Genomic DNA, 19,118 nt, shown 5'->3' with positions numbered 1-19,118 from the left:
CCCGCCACCCGCTCTGGCTGGCTCGGCGATTAGTAGCAAGCAGGGTTTGGAGGTGAGTAGTCAGCTCCTCCTGAGTCTGGTGTGGGGGCGGCAGGCCCTGGAGAAGGGGAAGCACCACCTGATCCTTGAGCAGGGCTATCCCATGATGGCAGACGGCCATCCCCGTCCGTTGATGGCGGTTCTGCTGGCTCCAGGTCTGTGGACCAGCCTGTTTGGGAAACTGGCAAGGCAAGCTCGTTTTCAGTCTGCTGGGCATAGACGACCCGACCGTCAGCCAAGTCATCCCACTGCACGGCATCGGACTGCATAGGGTGTCTGATTTCCAGGCGTAGCCAGACCGCTGCCGAACCTGAAGGGCCAGGCATGCTGGCAGCAAGCTTGGGTAGCAGGCGAAGCAAGGAAAGAGGGCCCGGCTTATGGGCATAGAGCAGGTACAAGTGCAATGTGTTGGCCTGGTAGATGCTGGGGCCGCCGTGGCTGGCTTGATCCGCCTGTTGTGCCTGCCAGCCCTGGGTAATGCTTGTACGCCCCTCATGAAGCCGGGAAGGCCTGCCATGCAGCATAAAAGCCTGTGGTGAGGGCGACAGGATCTGGATCTGCCACTGATCGTGTAGCGGCACTTTGGCAGCGGCCAGTGTTTGGCTGAATGCCGAGGCAATGGTTTCAGGTCGGGCATGCTGCACGCTGGCTTGGCGAGCGGCATGCAAGAGACCGTATTGCAGGCGTACGCGCAAGGAGTACAGCGTCAGCACGTCCAGCACCAGCCAGCTCAGCAGGATGATTGCAAGCAGGGCTCCCATGATGTGAGCGCCAGCCAAACCAGATTGAGGATGGGGTGAGGAAAAAGAATCAGCCATGATGTTGCCATCATGGCTGAGTGTCTTTTAGCTTGGTAGAAGGACTTGTGCGGGTGTAGTCCTTCGTAGCGGTTTCTGCTTAGTGCAGGGTATCGTCACCAGGCTGGGTATCGCCCTTGTCGACAAACAGGGACGCGCAGTCAATTGCATCGTACTGATAGGGCTTGCCGCAGAAGTTGCAGGATACATTGATGGTGTCTTGTTCTGCCAGCATTTGCTCGATTTCTGCCCGGCCCAGCATGCGCAGCATATTGCTGACGCGTTGACGGGAACAGGGGCAATGCCAGCGCACGGACTGAGGTTCAAAGACCTGCAGGTCTTCTTCCCAGAACAGGCGATGAATCAAGGTGTCGCTATCGAGTTGCAGCAATTCTTGTGTCTGGACGGTGGAGCCCAGCGCCAGGGCGCGTTCCCAGGTGTCCAGGTTTTGCGCCAGGCTGTGGCCGCCTTGGGGCGGGATACGTTGCAGCAACAGCCCTGCACAACGGTTTTCGTCGGCGGCCAGCCACAGGTGGGTATCCAACTGCTCGGAGGTGCGCATATAGGTTTGCAGAACCTCGGCAACGGTCTCGCCTTCCAGAGGCACCACGCCTTGGTAGGGGCGGAAATCCTTGCTGCTTTGACGTGGGGCCAGTACTACGGTGAAGCGGCCTTGGCCTTGCGGGTTCAGCAGGGTTTGCAAGGTGCCAGTTTGGGGCACGGGATGGTTCTCACGCAGCGACACCGTTGCGCGTATGTCCATGTCCGATGTGCATTCCACCACCAGCAAGGCGATCGGGCCGTCGCCCTGGATTTGCAAAATCAGGGAGCCGTCAAACTTGAGGTTGCCCGCCAGCAGTACCGAAGCGGCTACCAGCTCGCCCAGCAAGTCGCGGATGCAGGCAGGATAGTGCTGGTGTTCCAGACCCATTTGCCAGGCTTGCTCAAGATGAACAATCTGGGCTCGTGTGCTTTGGTCGGCGAACAAGTATTTTTTTAAAATGTCAGTCATGACTTTGCTGTACTACTAAAAAATGAAGAGGCAGCCTGCCTGCTCAGGTGGCTGCCGAAGTAACACGGGTAGGGCGCGCATCGATCAGGCGAGTCTTGCTAAGACGGTCGTGCAGGAACTGCTGGTCTTTGTCGAACCAGGTCCAGATGAAGTTCAGAAAAGGCGTAAACACGATAAGCAGGTCCGTGGACGCATAGCCTGTGTAGCCAGACAGAAGCTGAACCAGCAAAGCTCCCAGCAAGGGTAGGGGCCATAGCAGAATATAACGCAGCAGCAGGGTACGCAGGGCAGGAATCTGACCTTGCTCGTCTACCAGTCTCATATGCCAGGTTTTCATGGGCAGGGTCTGGCCCACTTTGCGCCAGCACAGCACGAAATAAATCCCCAGCGCAATAAATAGAACGACCTGACGCACATGACGCAGATCCAGGCCGCTACGGCTTTGGGTCAAGGTGTCAAACAGATAGCCGGTGGTGAAAATAACGCCAAACAGCAGGATGGATTCATACATCATGCAGGCAAAGCGTCGCCAGCGGCCAGGAGTAGTGAAAGTGGGTGTCATGGTGCGTCTTGAGGCAGGGAAGACTGCCATTATCGCGTATATCGCTGCCTAACGGAATGCTGCCGGCTCGGGGCTGGAACAGAAGGCATGGAGTCGGGCGGGCCCCAGAAGGGTAGAAAAGTAATCAAGATATGGGGGGCTTGTCTCAATAAACAAGGGCCAAGCCATTTTCATGGACTTGGCCCTTGTTGCCTTGTACAAGACGGCTTGACGCTTATTCGGCGCTGGCTGAGTCTTCGCTGGCGTCCGAGGCTGTCTCGTTATTGCGATAACTGGCCGGAACCATGTCAAAGCAGAACAGACGGCAATCCAGAGCACCGTTGTACAGCGGGTAACGACGCTTGGGCTTGAGGCGCATATGACGTGGCAGCTCCAGGTCGCTGCTGATCATGTTCACGCTCCAGTTGGCGAAGTTTTGCTTGAGGTTGCTGGCCCAGTTGGGCCAGAAGTCCTCGTCCTGATGTTCCAGGCGCTCGCCGTAAGGAGGATTGGTGACAATCCAGCCGGCTTCCGTTTCTGGACGAATCTTCAGGGCATCGCCTTGCTCGAAGCGAATCGTCTCCAGCGTCAGGTGCGAGCGTTCCAGGTTGGAACGGGCTGCATCCAGAACGGTGGGGTTGATGTCGTAGCCAATCAATGGAGTATCCAGACGAGGAGCGATCATGGAGCGCGCTTCGTCTTTGATATCACGCCACAAGCGCTGGTCGTGGCAGCGCAGACGCTCGAAGTGGAAGGGGCGCCAGATGCCGGGAGGCGCTCCCAAAGCCATCCAGGCGGCTTCGATCAGAATCGTGCCACTACCGCAGAAGGGGTCGATCAAAGGCTTGCTGGGGTTCCAGCCAGACAGGGCCAGCAGGCCCGCTGCCAGGTTTTCACGCAAAGGCGCATCGCCCTTGTCGTGACGCCAGCCGCGCTTGAACAGAGACTCGCCACTGGTATCCAGGTAGAAGGTGGCACTGGTCTCGTCCAGGAACAAATGCACCTTGGCATCCGGGCGTACGGTATCGATGGAAGGACGTGCGCCTTCCAGATCACGCAGGCGGTCACAAATCCCGTCTTTGGCGCGCAGATTGCAGTACTGCAAGCTTTGCATGGGGCTGCGTACGGCCGAGGTGTCGACACGCAGTGTCTGCTCGGGGCCAAACCAGCGTTCCCAGGGAGTCACCCGAGCCAGGGCCAGAATGTCCTCTTCGTTGGTGACAGGAGCGTGCGAGACTTCCAGCAAAATGCGTGTCGCCAGTCGCGAGGACAGGTTGGCACGCATGACGCCGATCCAGTCCGCGTCAAAATGGCAACCCGCACGGCCGGTTTGGACGTTCTCGTAGCCCAGTGCTTGCAGTTCCAGCGACAGCGCCTCTTCCAGCCCTTGTGGGCAGGGAGCAAACAGACGGTAGCGCTCGCCTTGCAGGGCCTTGACCTGGACGCGCTCGTTTTGCTCGATATTGCTATCGGGCAGGCGCTGACCGGGCTTGGGGGCCTGGGGGCTGTCTACACGCTGGATAGGCGAGACATACTGAGGAAAGGCATCGGAGTCACCGGCCGGGCTAAAAAGCTTGCTGGGCATCTTGCCGGCAGGGGTACGCTCCGAGGATTCATTGTCGCTCTTGAAGGCAGGACGTTCGCGGCGTTCACCCGAGAAGTTGCGGCGTTCACCCGTTTGAGGGCGGCTGTCACGGTCACGGTTGAATGCGGGGCGCTCGCGGCGCTCACCGGAGAACTCACGACGCTCGCCCGATTGTGGTCGGCTGTCACGGTCCCGGTTGAATGCGGGACGTTCGCGGCGTTCGCCGGAGAACTCTCGACGTTCGCCCGATTGAGGACGGCTGTCGCGGTCACGGTTGAATGCGGGGCGCTCGCGGCGTTCACCGGAGAATTCGCGACGTTCGCCCGATTGAGGACGGCCTTCGCGGTTGCGGTCGAATGCGGGACGCTCGCGGCGCTCACCGGAGAATTCGCGACGTTCGCCCGATTGTGGTCGGCTGTCACGGTCCCGGTTGAATGCGGGACGTTCGCGGCGTTCGCCAGAGAACTCTCGACGTTCGCCCGTTTGGGGACGGCTGTCACGGTCTCGGTTGAATGCTGGGCGCTCGCGGCGTTCCCCCGATTGTGGACGGCCTTCGCGGTTGCGATCGAATGCTGGACGCTCACGGCGTTCGCCAGAGAACTCACGACGTTCGCCCGATTGTGGGCGGCTGTCACGGTCCCGGTTGAATGCGGGACGTTCGCGGCGCTCGCCGGAGAACTCACGACGTTCGCCCGATTGTGGACGGCTGTCACGGTCACGGTTGAATGCTGGACGTTCGCGGCGCTCACCGGAGAACTCACGACGTTCACCGGATTGTGGACGGCTGTCACGGTCGCGGTTGAATGCGGGGCGTTCACGGCGTTCGCCAGAGAACTCCCGACGTTCGCCCGATTGTGGACGGCTGTCACGGTCGCGGTTGAATGCGGGGCGCTCACGACGTTCACCAGAGAATTCGCGACGTTCGCCCGATTGTGGACGGCTGTCACGGTCGCGGTTGAATGCGGGGCGTTCACGGCGTTCGCCAGAGAACTCGCGACGTTCGCCCGATTGTGGACGGCTGTCACGGTCGCGGTTGAATGCTGGACGTTCGCGGCGCTCACCAGAGAACTCACGACGCTCACCCGTTTGAGGGCGGCTGTCACGGTCCCGGTTGAATGCGGGACGCTCGCGGCGCTCACCGGAAAACTCGCGACGCTCGCCCGATTGGGGGCGATCTGTGCGGTCGCGGTTGAAAGCAGGGCGCTCACGGCGTTCCTGGTCACGTTTCTCTACGTAGGGGCGGGACTCGCGCTTGGGGCCGCCCTGGCGGTCTTGCTGCAGGCTGGCCGCACGTGCGCGCGCACCCGAGCGCACGCGGGGTTCCGCATTGCTGGCTTTCTTTTTAGTGCCTGGGCTCAGGCTTAGTGTCTTGCGTTCAGATTGGTCTGACATGAATTAGGTATTAGAAGGGTTTTATAACCACCAGGATGAGGACCAGCAGCAGAACGATGACCGGAATTTCATTGAACCAGCGGAAGAATACGTGTGAGCGGCTTTGCTGCCCTTGCTGGAACTGCCGCAGATAGCGTCCGCACACACCGTGAAAGGCAAACAGGATCAAGACCAGGGTCAGTTTGGCGTGCATCCAGCCCTGTCCTTTGCCTATGCCGTAATACAAAAACAATCCCAGGCCTGTCAGCAGGGTCAGAATGGCCAAAGGGGCCATAAAGCGATACAGGCGCCGGGCCATGCCCAAGAGCGTTTCATAGGTCCTGGCATCTTGCTCCTGGGCCAGATTGACATAGATGCGGGGCAGGTAGAACAGCCCCGCAAACCAGGAGGTCACAAACAAGATGTGAAATGTTTTTAGCCAAAGCATGATTTAACCACGCATTTGGCCATTGCCATGCAAGACCCATTTGTAGGTCGTCAGGCCTTCCAGGCCGACCGGGCCACGGGCATGAAGACGGTTGGTGGAAATGCCGATTTCGGCGCCCAGGCCGTACTCGAAGCCGTCAGCAAAACAGGTAGGCAGGTTCACCATGACGGAGCTGGAGTCCACTTCGCGCTGGAAGCGCTCGGCCAGGCTCAGGTTTTCCGTCACGATGGATTCTGTGTGCTCGGAGCTGTACTGGGCAATATGATCCATGGCCTGATCCATGGAGTCCACAATGCGGATTGCCAGAATGGCTGCGGCAAATTCGGTTTCCCAGTCTTCCTCGGTAGCAGGGGCTACGTTGGCGACCAGAGCGCGGGTTTGCTCACAGCCACGCAGTTCCACCCCTTTTTCTTGCAGTTGGCGGGCCATTTCTGGCAGGAAGGCCGGCGCAATGCTGCGGTGAACCAGCAAGGTTTCCATGGTGCCGCAAATACCGTAACGGTAGGTCTTGGCGTTGAACACGATGCGGGTCGCTTTTTCCAGATCGGCAAATTCATCCACGTAGACGTGGCAGTTGCCGTCCAGGTGTTTGATCAGAGGAACCGTTGCTTCGGCGCTCAGTCGCTGGATCAGGCTCTTGCCACCACGCGGGACAATGACGTCCACGTAGTCGTTCATGGTCACGAGCAAGCCAACAGCGTCGCGATCCGTGGTGGGAACCACTTGTACGGCTTCTTTGGGCAAACCAGCACGTTCCAGGCTGCTGGAGATAATCTGTGCCAAAGCCTGGTTGGAGTGAAAGGCTTCGCTACCGCCGCGCAAAATCGTGGCGTTGCCGGATTTCAGGCACAGGGCGGCGGCGTCAATGGTCACATTGGGGCGCGATTCGTAAATGATGCCGATGACACCCAAAGGCACACGCATTTGAGCCACACGCATGCCGTTAGGGCGGGTGCGTGAGGCGCTGATCTGACCGACCGGATCGTCCATGTCGGCAATCTGACGCAGGCCTGTGGTCATGATCTCCAGGGCACGGTCCGACAGGACCAGACGCTCGATCATGGCCGGGGGAATCTGACGTTCACGTGCCGCCTGCAAGTCCAGTTCGTTGGCCGCTTGCAACTGGGCTTTTTGCTCAATCAGGGCATCAGCCATATAGCGCAGGGCATCGGCCTTGGCTTTGCCAGTGGCGGCGCGCATGCGACGGGCAGCAAGCTGGGCGCGCTTGCCCAAATCTTGCATCATGGAAGACAGATCGCCGACCTGGGTGGCGGCAGAGGACTGGGTGATATCGTTCATAGCCGTGTAACTCTCCGGTTCAAGAGAGCATTATCGCAACAATTAAGAGATTAAGGGGTATCGGACGCCTAGTGACGGGGGGCTTGTGTCGCGACTGCGATACGCATGGTCAGGCGGCGCATTTCTTCCCACGGGTCTTGCTGACGTCCGCTGGGGTGCAGGCCTTTGATCAAACGGTCTATATCGTGTGCATGCAGAACCGAGGCAGGCCAGCTTTGAGGCGGGATGCGGTCCAAGGCCTGACGGACGAGTTTTTCGCGCGGGCCAAAAATGCGGTATTGGCGAAACAGGTTGGACAGGTCCTGCCCTTGCTGGCGCGCTTGTGACAAACGGGCCAAGGTACGCACCTCTTCGCCTACCGCCCACAGGACCAGGGGCAGGGCTTCGCCTTCTGCCTGCAAGCCATCGAGCACCGTCAGGGCGCGTTGGCTATGGCCGGCCAGCATGGAGTCGCGCAGATCAAACACACTGTAGCGAGCCACATTCAGGACGGCGTTTTCCAGCTCTTCCTGGCTTAACTGGCCGGGAGGGTAAATCAGGGCCAGTTTCTGAATTTCCTGATGGGCCGCCAGGAGGTTGCCTTCAACCTTGTCGGCCATCCATTCCAGACTATTGCGCTCCAGGCTTTGATCCTGGGTTTTCAGACGCTGGGCAATCCAGCCTGCCAGGGAATTGCGGTTGATGGGCTGAATGTCAACCCAACAGGCCACTTGTTCCAGAGCCTGGCACCATTTGCTGTTGCGCGTGGCCTTGTCCAGGCGGGGAAGTTGAATCAGGAAACTGGTGCCATCCATTTGCCCGCCGCTGATCAGCTGACACAGCTTTTGCAGGGCATCACCGCCCGGCTTGCCGGGCTTGCCACTGGGAATGCTCACGTCCACCAGTTTCTGATCGCCAAACAGAGAGATGTTCTGGGCAACAGCAAACAGCTGCGACCAGTCTGCCCGCGCATCCAGCGTAAAGCTGCTGCGTTCGGTAAAGCCGTCCTGGCGGGCGCGGGCGCGCACGGCATCGGCGGCTTCAACCAGCAAAAGGGGTTCGTCACCAGACACCACATAAAGCGGTTGAAAGGCTGCGGATGGCGTGGCCAGTTCGCGCAGCAAGGTGTCGTGGTCGGCCCTGCGTCCCATCGTTACAGCGGCGCCTGTGGTCGGGTGGGCAGCAGTTCCATTTCTTCCATGGAACTGGCTTCAGGCTGGCTGCTCATGAAGTGGTAGGCACTGGTGACGTCGGGCGAACTCAAGCGGCGCACGATGCGGTTGATCAGCGACTGTTCCATGTCACGGAAAATCATCTCGATTTCGCTGTCTTTGGCCTGGACGGCTTCGGCGTCATAAGGCACTTCACGCATCACGGTCAGTGTGGTGGGAGGCAGTACGGAGCGGCCTTTGGCATCGAGCAGTTCAAAGACAAAGGTCAGCTGCAGTTCGTACTCTTCCACCTGGCCCTTGGCGTTGATGGAGATTTCACGCTGATAACGGCTCAGCGAGACTTGCTGCAGGACTGCTTCCGCTTCTTGAGGACGCTCGACAAAGCGGCTTTGAGGCGAGCTGGCCAACAAGGCTCGACGCAGGTTCGCGCCAAAAGCGCTGTTGTCCGTAATATTGGTGTAAATCGTGTTGAACGGCAGCGGGGCCACCCCTTTCAGGTGGAAGCCACACGCTGTCAAAACAACACTGAGCAGGATGATCAAGCCCGCCAGTCCCCAGAACCTGGGTGCAGGAACAGACAAGGAGCCGGAAGGAAGCAGGCGGGCTATGTTCATGATTAACCTACGACGTTAACAAGTTTGCCAGGCACCACAATGATGCGCTTGGCGGGGCGGCCTTCCAGATACTTGAGCACAGCCGCATGGTCGGCTGCAGCTTGTTCAATGGCGGCTTTTTCCGCTCCTTGAGGCACGATCAGGGAGCCGCGCAGCTTGCCGTTGACCTGCAGCATCAGTTCCACTTCATCGGCAATCAGGGCTTGCTCGTCCACGACAGGCCATTGGGCATCCAGCATATCGCCTTGGCCCTCTGCCCAGCCCAGCTCGCGCCACAATTGCCATGTGATGTGAGGGACCACAGGGTACAGAACACGCAACAGGATGGACGTGGTTTCAGCCAGTGCACGTTGTGCGGCCGGCGTGTCTTCCCATTGAGTCTGCTCCAGGGTGTTGAGCATCTTCATGCAAGCCGACACGACCGTGTTGTACTGAATACGCTCGTAGTCGTAATTGGCCTGCTTGAGCAAGGAGTGAATTTCCAGACGGGTACGCTTGGCAGCGGCGTCCAGATCGCTCCAGTCAGTGGCCTGGGCGTTACCGGCACGCAGGGCATCGGCGTGGTTGTAGCAGAAGGCCCACAGGCGGCGCAGGAAGCGGTTGGCCCCGTCCACGCCCGAGTCCGACCACTCCAGTGTTTGCTCTGGCGGGCTGGCGAACATGATGAACAGGCGGGCGGTATCCGCGCCCATTGTGTCGATCAGGGACTGAGGGTCCACGCCGTTGTTCTTGGACTTGGACATGGTGCCTATGCCGTTGTACTGCACGGGCTGGCCATCGCTCTTTAAGCGGGCACCGATAATCGCACCTTTTTCGTCGTAAACGTTTTCAACGGTTTCAGGCCAGAAGTATTCGATACCCCCTTGTGGGGTGCGGCGGGTGTAGCTGTGGTTCAGCACCATGCCCTGGCACAGCAGGCGGGTGAAGGGCTCGTCAATCTTGACCAGGCCCATGTCGCGCATGACTTTGGTCCAGAAGCGGGCATACAGCAAGTGCAGCACAGCGTGTTCGATACCACCGATGTACTGATCCATGGGCATCCAGTAATCGGTGCGTGGATCGGTCATGGAGTCGTTCAGATTGGGCGTGGTGTAGCGCAGGAAGTACCAGGACGAGTCCACAAAGGTGTCCATGGTGTCCGTTTCACGGCGTGCGGGTTTGCCACAAGAAGGGCAAGCACACTTCAGGAAGGCTTCATGCTTGTTCAGCGGGTTGCCGCTGCCATCGGGAATCAGTTCTTCGGGCAGAACCACGGGCAGGTCTTTTTCTGGAACAGGAACCGGGCCGCAATCTTCGCAGTGGATGATCGGGATCGGGGTGCCCCAGTAACGCTGACGGGAAATGCCCCAGTCGCGCAGACGATAGGTAGTTTGTTTCTCGCCCAGTTCCTTGGCGTTCAGGTCTGCGGCAATGGCATCCACGGCCGCGACGTGCGTCAGGCCGTCGTACTTGCCGGAATTGATGGTTTGACCTTGCTGCTTGTCGCCGTACCAGTCTTGCCATTGGGTGGCGTCGTATTCCTTGCCTTCTACACCAATGACCTGATTGATAGGCAATTGGTATTTCAGGGCAAAGGCGAAGTCGCGCTCGTCGTGAGCAGGCACGCCCATCACGGCGCCGTCACCGTAGCTCATCAAGACATAGTTACCGACCCAGACAGGAACGTCCGCGCCCGTCAGGGGGTGCTTGACGGTCAGGCCAGTAGGCAGACCTTCTTTTTCACGGGTGGCCATATCGGCTTCCGTGGTGCCGCCTTTCTTGCATTCTTCAATAAAGGCAGTCAGCTCGGGATTGTTGCGGGCAGCCAGGGCAGCCAGCGGGTGTTCAGGAGCAACCGCACAGAAGGTGACGCCCATGATGGTGTCCACGCGGGTGGTGAACACGTACAGACGACCGTCCTGAATCAGTTGGCCTTGCTCGTCACGAATATCGTGAGGGAAGGCAAAGCGTACGCCCTGGCTCTTGCCGATCCAGTTTTCCTGCATCAGGCGCACACGCTCGGGCCAGCCGGGCAAGCCGGTTTTCACGGTATCCAGCAGTTCTTCGGCGTAATCGGTGATGCGCAGGTAGTAGCCGGGGATTTCACGCTTTTCAACCAGCGCACCGGAGCGCCAGCCACGGCCTTCAATAACCTGTTCGTTGGCCAGAACGGTTTGGTCTACCGGGTCCCAGTTCACGGTCTGGGTCTTGCGGTAGGCAATGCCTTTTTCCAGCATTTTCAGGAACAGCCACTGGTTCCATTTGTAGTATTCGGGGTCGCAGGCGCACATTTCGCGCGACCAGTCGATAGCCAGACCCATCGCCTGCATCTGCTTTTTCATGTAGGCGATATTGTCGTAAGTCCACTTGGCGGGTGGAACCTGCGATTTGATGGCGGCGTTTTCGGCGGGCATGCCAAAAGCATCCCAGCCCATGGGCATGAGAACGTTAAAACCGCGCATGCGTAGCTGGCGCGCCATCATGTCGTTGATGGTGTAGTTGCGCACGTGGCCCATGTGTAGCTTGCCACTGGGGTAGGGCAGCATGGAGCATGCGTAAAACTTGGGTTTGAGCGAGCCATCCGGAGCGGTGGCGTTCTCGACGGCACGATAGGCGTCCCGATCGGTCCAGTTTTGCTGAGCGAGTTGTTCGACCTCGCTGGGGTTGTAACGTTCCTGCATGAGTGGCAATACCGTTTTAGACAGAAGTAAAGGAGTATCCGCCATTATACGGGGCAAATCTCGCTGTGGACGGCTGCAAGGTGGGCAGTGTGCATGAGCGTAATGGCAGACAGGAGGCAGGCCTGTCACAGCAGCCTGCAAAGGGCAAAAAAAACCCCTGCAGGGCAGGGGCTTCTTTGAAAACCAATCCGCTGCAGGAGCGGGCGCGTATTAACGCAGCTTGGTTTCTTTGTACTCGACGTGCTTGCGAACGACGGGGTCAAATTTCTTGATCACCATCTTTTCAGGCATGTTGCGCTTGTTTTTGGTGGTGGTGTAGAAGTGACCCGTACCGGCGGACGATTCGAGTTTGATTTTTTCGCGTATACCTTTTGCCATGATGAGCTCCTGGTTAAATGTTTAAGAAGCGCAGCTTAGTACTTTTCGCCGCGGGAGCGCATTTCGGCCAGAACGGAGTCGATACCGTTCTTGTCGATGGTGCGGATAGCGTTAGCGGAAACGCGCAGGCGAACCCAGCGGTTTTCACTTTCAACCCAGAAACGACGGGACTGCAGGTTTGGCAGGAAGCGACGCTTGGTCTTATTGTTGGCGTGCGAAACATTGTTGCCCGACATTGGGCCTTTTCCGGTCACTTGGCATACGCGTGCCATGGTCATACCCCTTGAGATCTAAATCAGCCTCCGCTAAACGAAAAAAGCCGCGGGCGATTGTAAAATTAGGATCGTGTTAACCCCAGTGCTGGGGTACAAAGAAGATTATTCTAATATGGAAAAATCACTTAGATCAAGTTTTACCGTGCTTTCCTCGCTGCATTGCGGCCAAACAGCCACGATAAGACGGCACAAGCGGCCAATACGGCGGTCAATGGCAAAGCATTGGACGAAGCCCAGCTGCTGACAGCAAAACCGGCCAAGGCACCGCAAAGCATTTGCAAGGCTCCCATCAGTGCGGAGGCCGTTCCCAGACGATGGCCTTGTTCAGACAGGGCCAGCGCGGCGGAATTGGGGTTTACAAAGCCCTGGCATGCCATGAAGCCCATGAGGGTCACCATCAGCCAGGTCAGGTCCAGTACGCCCAGCAGGGTCAAAATGGCACCCAGCAAGGTAAAGATCACTTGCAGGCCCTGTGCCACGCGCAGCAAAGTGGGTGGGCTGTAGGTATTGAGCAAACGGGCGCTGACTTGAGAGAAAACAATCAGACAGGCGGCATTGGCGCCAAAATAAAAACCGAAATGACGCGGCTCGACAGAAAACAAATCAATAAAGACGCGTGGCGATCCGGCGATATAGGCAAACATGCCCGCAGAACTGAAACCGGCAGCCAGGGAATAAAACATGAAGGGCCGGTCGCGCAGCAAGGCGCTGTAATTATGCGCAATCAGCTTGGGTTGTAGTGGCAGCACCCGTTCCGGGGCCAGAGACTCTTGCATGGTGAAAAAGGTCAGCAGCCACAGGAGTACGCCACAGCCTGCCATGAAGTAGAAAATGCCGCGCCAGTCGCTAAACAGCAGGATCTGGCCGCCAATCAGCGGGGCCAGAATCGGCATGACACCCATGATCAGCATCAGCATGGACAGGGCGCGGGCAGCTTCACGGGTCTCGAAACGATCCCGGATCACGGCGCGGGGGATGGCCATGCCGGCGGCGCCCCCAAAGGCTTGCACAATGCGCCAGACCGTCAGCTCATCAATATCGCTGGCACGGGCACAGAAAAAAGAAGCGGTGGTGAAAATCAGCACGCCCAGCAGCAAGGGCAGCTTGCGCCCGAAGCGGTCGGCCATCGGGCCGTAGACCAGTTGAGCCACGCCTACGCCCAGCAGGAAACCGGCCAATGTGCGCTCTACCATACCTGCCGAGGTGTTCAGGCTCTGGGCCATCGCCGGGAAGGCGGGCAGGTACATGTCAATGGCCAGAGGCCCCAGGGCGGTGAGCAGCCCCATCAAGATGAGCCAGGGGGGAAATGCAGGGGAGTGGTTGCGTGTCATCGGGCCAAGTATTAAGGTGGGGCAGATCCTGGCCAAGAGCCTGAAGCCGCAACCCCGCGCCGAGCATCAATGCAAACCGATGCAATGGGCCAAAGGCAGGCAGTTTAGCATGGGGCAAGGTCAAATCCGGCATAAGTGCTTTAGGTATGAAGCACATGATTCGTGACTTTGACGCAACGGATTCAAGGGCTGATTGTATTAGGCTACAGGATTGACGGCTTATGGGCGGTGTGTCGATTCAGGCGACACATTGTCATCTTTGTTTGTTTACATACAAGGAGGCGAAGTTGAGTTCCATTTCATCCATGGTCCAGGCCAAATTAGATCAACTCAGCGTCCCGGTTCGACTGACCTTGCCCAATGGGGAGCAAGTCGGTGCAGCCAACGCATCGGTTCATCTGACAATCAAAGACAATGCCACTTTGGCGCAACTGGCTGCCGGACAGTCCGGACAGTTGGGCGAGGCCTACGTGGAAGGGCGTATGGATTTTGAGGGGTCCATGCGGGATTTGATGCAACTGGCCGCCGATATCTTGCCAGGATCGCCGGTCGATGCGGCCCAGGCAGGCTGGCTGACCTCCATCATCAAGCACCTGACCTCCGTCTGGCGTCACTCCCAGGAAAAGGACGCCAAGCAGATCCAGTTTCACTACGACTTGTCGGACGACTTCTACGCCCTGTGGCTGGACCCGCGTCGGGTCTACTCTTGCGCCTATTATCGCGAGCCGGACATGACGCTGGCCCAGGCCCAGGAAGCCAAGCTGGATCACATTTGCCGCAAGCTGCGTCTGCAATCGGGCGAGCGCTTTCTGGATGTTGGAGCCGGGTGGGGCGGCCTGTTGATGTGGGCGGCCGAAAATTACGATGTGGATGTGACCGGCATTACCTTGTCCCGTAACCAGCATGCGTATGTGAATGGATTGATTGAGCAAAAGGGGCTGACGGGCCGGGCCCGCATGATGTTGCTCGATTACCGGGATCTGGATGAGCTCAAACCCTATGACAAGCTGGCCTCGGTGGGCATGTTCGAGCATGTGGGCCGCGCCCAGCTCAGTGCTTACTTTGACAAGTTGCGCCGTCTGGTCAAACCGGGTGGCCTGATCCTGAATCATGGCATTACCGCAGGTGGCGTGGACAATAGCCAGCTGGGCGCGGGTATGGGTGACTTTATCGAGAAATACATTTTCCCCGGCGGAGAGCTGACCCATATCAGCCATGTGTTGCGTCATCTGGCCGAAGGTGGTCTGGAGGGGCTGGATATCGAGAACCTGAGGCCGCACTATGCGCGTACCTTGTGGGCCTGGAGTGATGCTTTGGAAAGCCAGCTGGACAAGGCCAAGGCCACGCTGGATTCCGAGCAGGGTCAAAAATCCCTGCGGGCGTACCGGGTTTATCTGGCCGGTTGCGCAATGGGCTTTGAGCATGGATGGATTGCCTTGCATCAGGTTCTGGCACAGGCGCAAAGTGCAGGGCGCGCGCAAGAACTGGAGTATGCGCCCGACCTGGTGTATCCATGGCGACGGGACTATATGTACCAGCGTTAAGCCACTGATTGGCAGGACAAATGACAAGGTTTCAGGCCTTGTCATTTGTCTTTTTGAGCTCGGTTTTTAACTTCCCTGATTAGCCTTGAATTATTAAGTAACAAAAAAAAGTTTGGAAAATCGCTAAAACCACGCCAAACAAGGCTTTTGTTGTGTTTTCGCCATTGACATATTCAGGATTTTCACTGGTTTTGTGCGGTAATAATTTGTTTTTGATTGCAAAGGCCCGTAGAATGGCCTCCTTGTCTGATTCATCAATTCGATCCAGAACCGCTCAAGCAGCGTGTTCTATTCGCACCAAATCATCGTCCCGCGCGGTGTAACCCTGGCCCAGCCGTTTTGTTTCGGTCAAGGCAGGGAACGGTAAAAGAAAGGGGCTCAGCCCCCAACGCCGTTCCGGGTTTTTCGTGAGTGCCTGGCACTCGCTCTATACGTAGGTATGTATTGGCGATAAGAGCATCGTCTTCCGCACACCCCTTTAGCCTTGGCGCCGACTGATCATGCAGGACGCGTCCACAGTAACTCAAGGAGGAGCATCATGTCTTCATACTTCCCTCACGCCGGTGCCAAGTCGCGCTTGCACCGTTTTCCCCTGATTCAAGCCTCTGTGCTGGCCAGCGTTTTGCTGGGTTTGTCGTCCGCCGCGCAAGCCGCTGCCCCGGCAGCCTGCGAACTGGACCGCACTGTCCGCTTTGGCGGCATGAATTGGGAATCGAACCTGGTCCTGACTGAAGTCGAGCGTTTTATCGCCGACAAGGGTTATGGCTGCAAGACTGAGGTCATCTCGGTCGAGACGCTTCCGGCGTTGGCCGCATTGGAGCGAGGCGACCTGGATGTCAACACTGAAATCTGGCTCAACAGTGTGGCTGATCCCTGGAAACAGGCTGAAGCCAAGGGAAATGTAAAACGTATTGGCGATATTTATATGGGTGGCGAAGCCTGGTTCATTCCACGCTACACCGCCGAGCGCCTGCCTGAACTGAAGTCCGCTGCGGACCTGCCCAAGTTCAAAGATGAGTTCAAAGACCCGGAAGAGCCCGGCAAAGGCCGTTTCTATGGCTGCCCGGCAGGTTGGGGTTGTGAGGTGGTCAGTGGCAATCTGTTCAATGCCCTGAAGCTGGGCGATACCTATACCCTGTTCTCGCCCGGTACCGGCGCCACGCAGAAAGCAGCACTGACTTCTGCTTACCAGCGCAAGGAAAACGTGGTGTTCTACTACTGGTACCCCACACCGCTGGTAGGTTCCATGGATCTGGTCAAGCTGGAACTGCCGGCTTATGACGAGAAAAAGCACGGGTGTCTGACTGACCCCAATTGTGCCAATCCAGAGCCTAGCGACTACCCTGAAAACCCGGTGTTCACTGCCGTGAATACGGAATTCTCCAAGCAGGCTCCCGAACTGACGGCTTTCCTGGCCAATGTCAGCATGCCTCTGGAACTGATGAACGACACCATGGCCCACATGGAAAAAACCGAGGGCGAGCCCGAGGATGTGGCGAACTGGTTCCTGAAAGAGCATGAGGACACCTGGACCAAATGGGTGCCCATGGAAGTGGCTCAGCGCGTAAAAGCCGCTCTTTAGTATTCGTGTTGTTGTAGGGCGAGGCCGGCCTCGGTTGCTGCACCCCATGTGGGTGCGGGCACTGAGCCGTACCTCGCTTTTCTGCCTGGCCACCCTGTGGTCGGCAGGCTCATGGCCGGGCGGCACGCCCGCGCCGCATGCACGAGTTTTACGGAGTGTTTTTTATGTTTCCTGAGTTGATTGATCCGCGCGCCTTACGTTTGCCCATCGATCAGTTCGTGGGTGATCTGGTGGCCAATTATTCCAGCACCTTGCGCGCCATGACCCAGCCTTTGCTGGACATGCTGGTCTTTATGGAGTCCATCCTGCGCAGCAGCCCCTGGTGGGCCGTCGTGCTGGTGGTGGTCGTGCTGGGCTGGGTTGCCAGCCGCCGCGTCCTGTTTTCCGTGGCCATGGGAGCCATGTTGTTTGTCATCGGCTTGATCGGCCTGTGGGATGCAGCCATGCAGACCCTGGCGCTGATGATCGTGGCCGTTTTCCTGTCTGTGCTGATAGGCATACCGCTGGGTCTGTTGATGGCCAGCTTCAACTGGCTGCGTCGCATCATGATGCCGGTGCTGGACGTGATGCAAACCATGCCTAGCTTTGTGTATCTGATCCCGGTGGTGATGCTGTTTAACCTGGGCAAGATCGCCGCCCTGATTGCCACCATTATTTATGCCATTGCGCCGGTGATTCGCCTGACCGATCTGGGTATACGCCTGGTCGACAGCGAAGTGCTGGAAGCCTCGCGCTCCTTCGGGTCAAACCGTTGGCAGCAGCTCTACGGCGTGCAATTGCCTCTGGCCATGCCCAACATCATGGCCGGTATCAACCAGACAACCATGATGGCCCTGGCCATGGTGGTGATCGCCTCCATGATCGGTGTGCGGGGGCTGGGCTACGAAGTGCTGCAAGGCATTAACCGGCTGCAAGTGGGCCGTGGTCTGATGGCCGGTTTGGGTATTGTGCTGCTGGCGATCCTGTTTGACCGTATCACGCAAGAGTTCGGCCGTCGCTTTCAGACACGGGAGGCCTCATGAGCAAGATTGAAGTCCGTAATATTTACAAGATCTTTGGCTCCCAACCCGAGCGCTGGCTGGAAGAAGCTCGTAACGGCGTTCGCAAGGATGAGCTGCTGGCCAAGAGTGGCCATACATTGGGTCTGCGCGATATCAGCCTGTCCATTGAGCACGGCAGCATTTACGTCATCATGGGTCTGTCCGGTTCGGGCAAGTCCACCTTGATCCGCCACTTCAACCGTTTGATTGAACCGACTGCCGGGCAAATTCTGGTGGACGATGTGGATGTGATGAGTCTGGACGGCAAGGCGCTGATGCAGTTCCGTCAGCAGAAGATCAGCATGGTCTTTCAGCGCTTTGGCCTGTTTCCGCATCGCACGGTGCTGGAAAATGCGGCTTATGGCCTGCAGGTGCAGGGCATGGGTCGTGCCGCCCGCGAGGAGAAGGCCACTTACTGGCTGGAGCAGGTGGGTCTGCAGGGGTTTGAGAAACAGTACCCTCATCAGTTGTCTGGCGGTATGCAGCAGCGTGTGGGCCTGGCTCGAGCCTTGGCCACCGACGCGGACATCCTCTTGATGGACGAGGCTTTTTCGGCTTTGGACCCGCTGATTCGACGCGAAATGCAGGATCAGTTGCTGGAGCTGCAAGCCCGTTTGAACAAGACCATTGTGTTTATTACGCATGATCTGGACGAAGCGCTACGCCTGGGTAACCGGATTGCCATTCTGAAAGATGGCGAGTTGATCCAGGAAGGTTCGCCCGAAGATATTCTGCTGTCACCCGCCAGCGATTATGTGCAGGCTTTCTTGCAGGATGTGAACCGCAGCAAGGTACTGAATGCCGCCCATGCGGTGCGCGATTCCAGCAAGACATTGACCTTCACCATGCGTACCCGTGCTGTTCACGCGCTGGAGCGCTTGAGCGAACGGGGTGTGCGTTATGCGCCTGTGCTCGATGGCAAGCGTCTGGCCGGTGTCTTGATGCGTTCCAGTGCTCAGGAAGCGGTGCAGCAAGGCGCACGGGATATTTCCGGCTTTGTGGATGAAATGAGTTCGGTTCCCGCCACCATGGGGCTGGATGAAATCCTGGGGCAATTGCTGCGCAGCAGCGAACCTTTGGCTGTGACTGGCGAGAACGACGAGTTCCTTGGCCTGCTCTCACGCAGCAAGGTTGTGGATCTGGTCAGCCCGCTGATTGATGCGGTGGAGGAATCGTCGGATGCGGCTGCAGAGTCGACTCCGGATGATACGGCCAAGATCGTGGAAGCCATTGAAGGCAGTAAACCTGCTGCCTGAGTTTCCTTGTCTTGGTAAGGCAACAGAAAAAACGGGACCAGTTGAATAACGGGTCCCGTTTTTTTATATGTTTGCGATTTGGGGATTTGCCGTATTTTTGGCCTTGGAATTTTGAGGCTGAGCAAAAAGCGAAAGGGCACAGGGTAGCCAGTACTGAGGCGTCTGAGTTTGCCGTGGACTGAGCGAGTGCCAGTG

16 protein-coding genes are annotated in these 19,118 nt (G+C 57.9%); 4 read left to right on the top strand and 12 right to left on the bottom strand.

All coding sequences use genetic code 11. The features are described 5' to 3' along the window. Window positions 1-29: 29 nt before the first annotated feature. The 12 genes from KOE80_RS15245 to KOE80_RS15190 all read right to left on the bottom strand — a co-directional run bounded on the left by KOE80_RS15245 (window position 30) and on the right by KOE80_RS15190 (window position 13,456). Entirely contained in the window at window positions 30-857 is an 828-nt protein-coding gene (locus KOE80_RS15245) for a hypothetical protein (protein WP_226349452.1), read from the bottom strand. A gap of 79 nt (window positions 858-936) precedes the next feature. Next, entirely contained in the window at window positions 937-1,848 is a 912-nt protein-coding gene (hslO, locus tag KOE80_RS15240) for an Hsp33 family molecular chaperone HslO (protein WP_009456504.1), read from the bottom strand. Between the two features lie 43 nt (window positions 1,849-1,891). Further along, window positions 1,892-2,410, bottom strand: a complete 519-nt coding sequence (locus KOE80_RS15235) for an RDD family protein (protein ID WP_026483072.1) — start codon at window positions 2,408-2,410, stop codon at window positions 1,892-1,894. A 214-nt stretch (window positions 2,411-2,624) separates the two neighbouring features. Continuing rightward, window positions 2,625-3,974 (bottom strand): THUMP domain-containing class I SAM-dependent RNA methyltransferase, encoded by a 1,350-nt coding sequence (locus KOE80_RS15230; protein WP_226349454.1) that lies wholly within the window; start codon window positions 3,972-3,974, stop codon window positions 2,625-2,627. 1,402 nt (window positions 3,975-5,376) lie between these two features. Then, on the bottom strand, window positions 5,377-5,793 hold the full coding sequence (locus tag KOE80_RS15225; RefSeq protein WP_009456497.1) for a CopD family protein: 417 nt from the start codon (window positions 5,791-5,793) through the stop codon (window positions 5,377-5,379). A 3-nt stretch (window positions 5,794-5,796) separates the two neighbouring features. Continuing rightward, a complete protein-coding gene (locus KOE80_RS15220) occupies window positions 5,797-7,092 on the bottom strand; it encodes a glutamate-5-semialdehyde dehydrogenase (RefSeq protein ID WP_086060327.1) in 1,296 nt (431 codons plus the stop codon). A gap of 68 nt (window positions 7,093-7,160) precedes the next feature. Beyond that, the gene (holA, locus tag KOE80_RS15215; protein WP_226349451.1) at window positions 7,161-8,222 is read right to left on the bottom strand and encodes a DNA polymerase III subunit delta; all 1,062 of its coding nucleotides are present in this window, start codon (window positions 8,220-8,222) and stop codon (window positions 7,161-7,163) included. 2 nt (window positions 8,223-8,224) lie between these two features. Further along, window positions 8,225-8,857: an LPS assembly lipoprotein LptE gene (lptE, locus tag KOE80_RS15210; RefSeq protein ID WP_226349450.1), complete on the bottom strand. Its 633-nt coding sequence runs from the start codon at window positions 8,855-8,857 to the stop codon at window positions 8,225-8,227. Between the two features lie 2 nt (window positions 8,858-8,859). Continuing rightward, window positions 8,860-11,517, bottom strand: a complete 2,658-nt coding sequence (gene leuS / locus KOE80_RS15205) for a leucine--tRNA ligase (protein ID WP_109088268.1) — start codon at window positions 11,515-11,517, stop codon at window positions 8,860-8,862. A 210-nt stretch (window positions 11,518-11,727) separates the two neighbouring features. Then, window positions 11,728-11,895: a 50S ribosomal protein L33 gene (rpmG, locus tag KOE80_RS15200; protein WP_003802781.1), complete on the bottom strand. Its 168-nt coding sequence runs from the start codon at window positions 11,893-11,895 to the stop codon at window positions 11,728-11,730. 35 nt (window positions 11,896-11,930) lie between these two features. Beyond that, window positions 11,931-12,167: a 50S ribosomal protein L28 gene (rpmB, locus tag KOE80_RS15195; RefSeq protein ID WP_003802782.1), complete on the bottom strand. Its 237-nt coding sequence runs from the start codon at window positions 12,165-12,167 to the stop codon at window positions 11,931-11,933. Between the two features lie 140 nt (window positions 12,168-12,307). After that, window positions 12,308-13,456 carry a Bcr/CflA family multidrug efflux MFS transporter gene (locus KOE80_RS15190; RefSeq protein ID WP_162090599.1) on the bottom strand — a complete coding sequence of 383 codons (1,149 nt, stop codon included), beginning with the start codon at window positions 13,454-13,456 and terminating at the stop codon, window positions 12,308-12,310. A 350-nt stretch (window positions 13,457-13,806) separates the two neighbouring features. Between KOE80_RS15190 and KOE80_RS15185 the strand changes: the two genes are divergently transcribed. From KOE80_RS15185 to KOE80_RS15170, 4 genes are all read left to right on the top strand, one after another. Beyond that, entirely contained in the window at window positions 13,807-15,045 is a 1,239-nt protein-coding gene (locus KOE80_RS15185; protein ID WP_042482015.1) for a class I SAM-dependent methyltransferase, read from the top strand. 538 nt (window positions 15,046-15,583) lie between these two features. Continuing rightward, on the top strand, window positions 15,584-16,627 hold the full coding sequence (locus KOE80_RS15180) for an ABC transporter substrate-binding protein (RefSeq protein ID WP_042482013.1): 1,044 nt from the start codon (window positions 15,584-15,586) through the stop codon (window positions 16,625-16,627). A 164-nt stretch (window positions 16,628-16,791) separates the two neighbouring features. Next, complete coding sequence (locus KOE80_RS15175) at window positions 16,792-17,649, top strand: ABC transporter permease (RefSeq protein WP_042482011.1); 858 nt, start codon at window positions 16,792-16,794, stop codon at window positions 17,647-17,649. Continuing rightward, the gene (locus KOE80_RS15170) at window positions 17,646-18,923 is read left to right on the top strand and encodes a quaternary amine ABC transporter ATP-binding protein (protein ID WP_226349449.1); all 1,278 of its coding nucleotides are present in this window, start codon (window positions 17,646-17,648) and stop codon (window positions 18,921-18,923) included. Before KOE80_RS15175 ends, KOE80_RS15170 begins: the two co-directional genes overlap by 4 nt. Window positions 18,924-19,118 lie beyond the last annotated feature (195 nt).

It is taken from the genome of Alcaligenes sp. 13f (genome assembly GCF_020496585.1).
Taxonomy (GTDB): domain Bacteria; phylum Pseudomonadota; class Gammaproteobacteria; order Burkholderiales; family Burkholderiaceae_B; genus Alcaligenes; species Alcaligenes phenolicus.
Note: the sequence above shows the minus strand (reverse complement) of the source record. Positions and strands in the feature narration are given on the sequence as shown.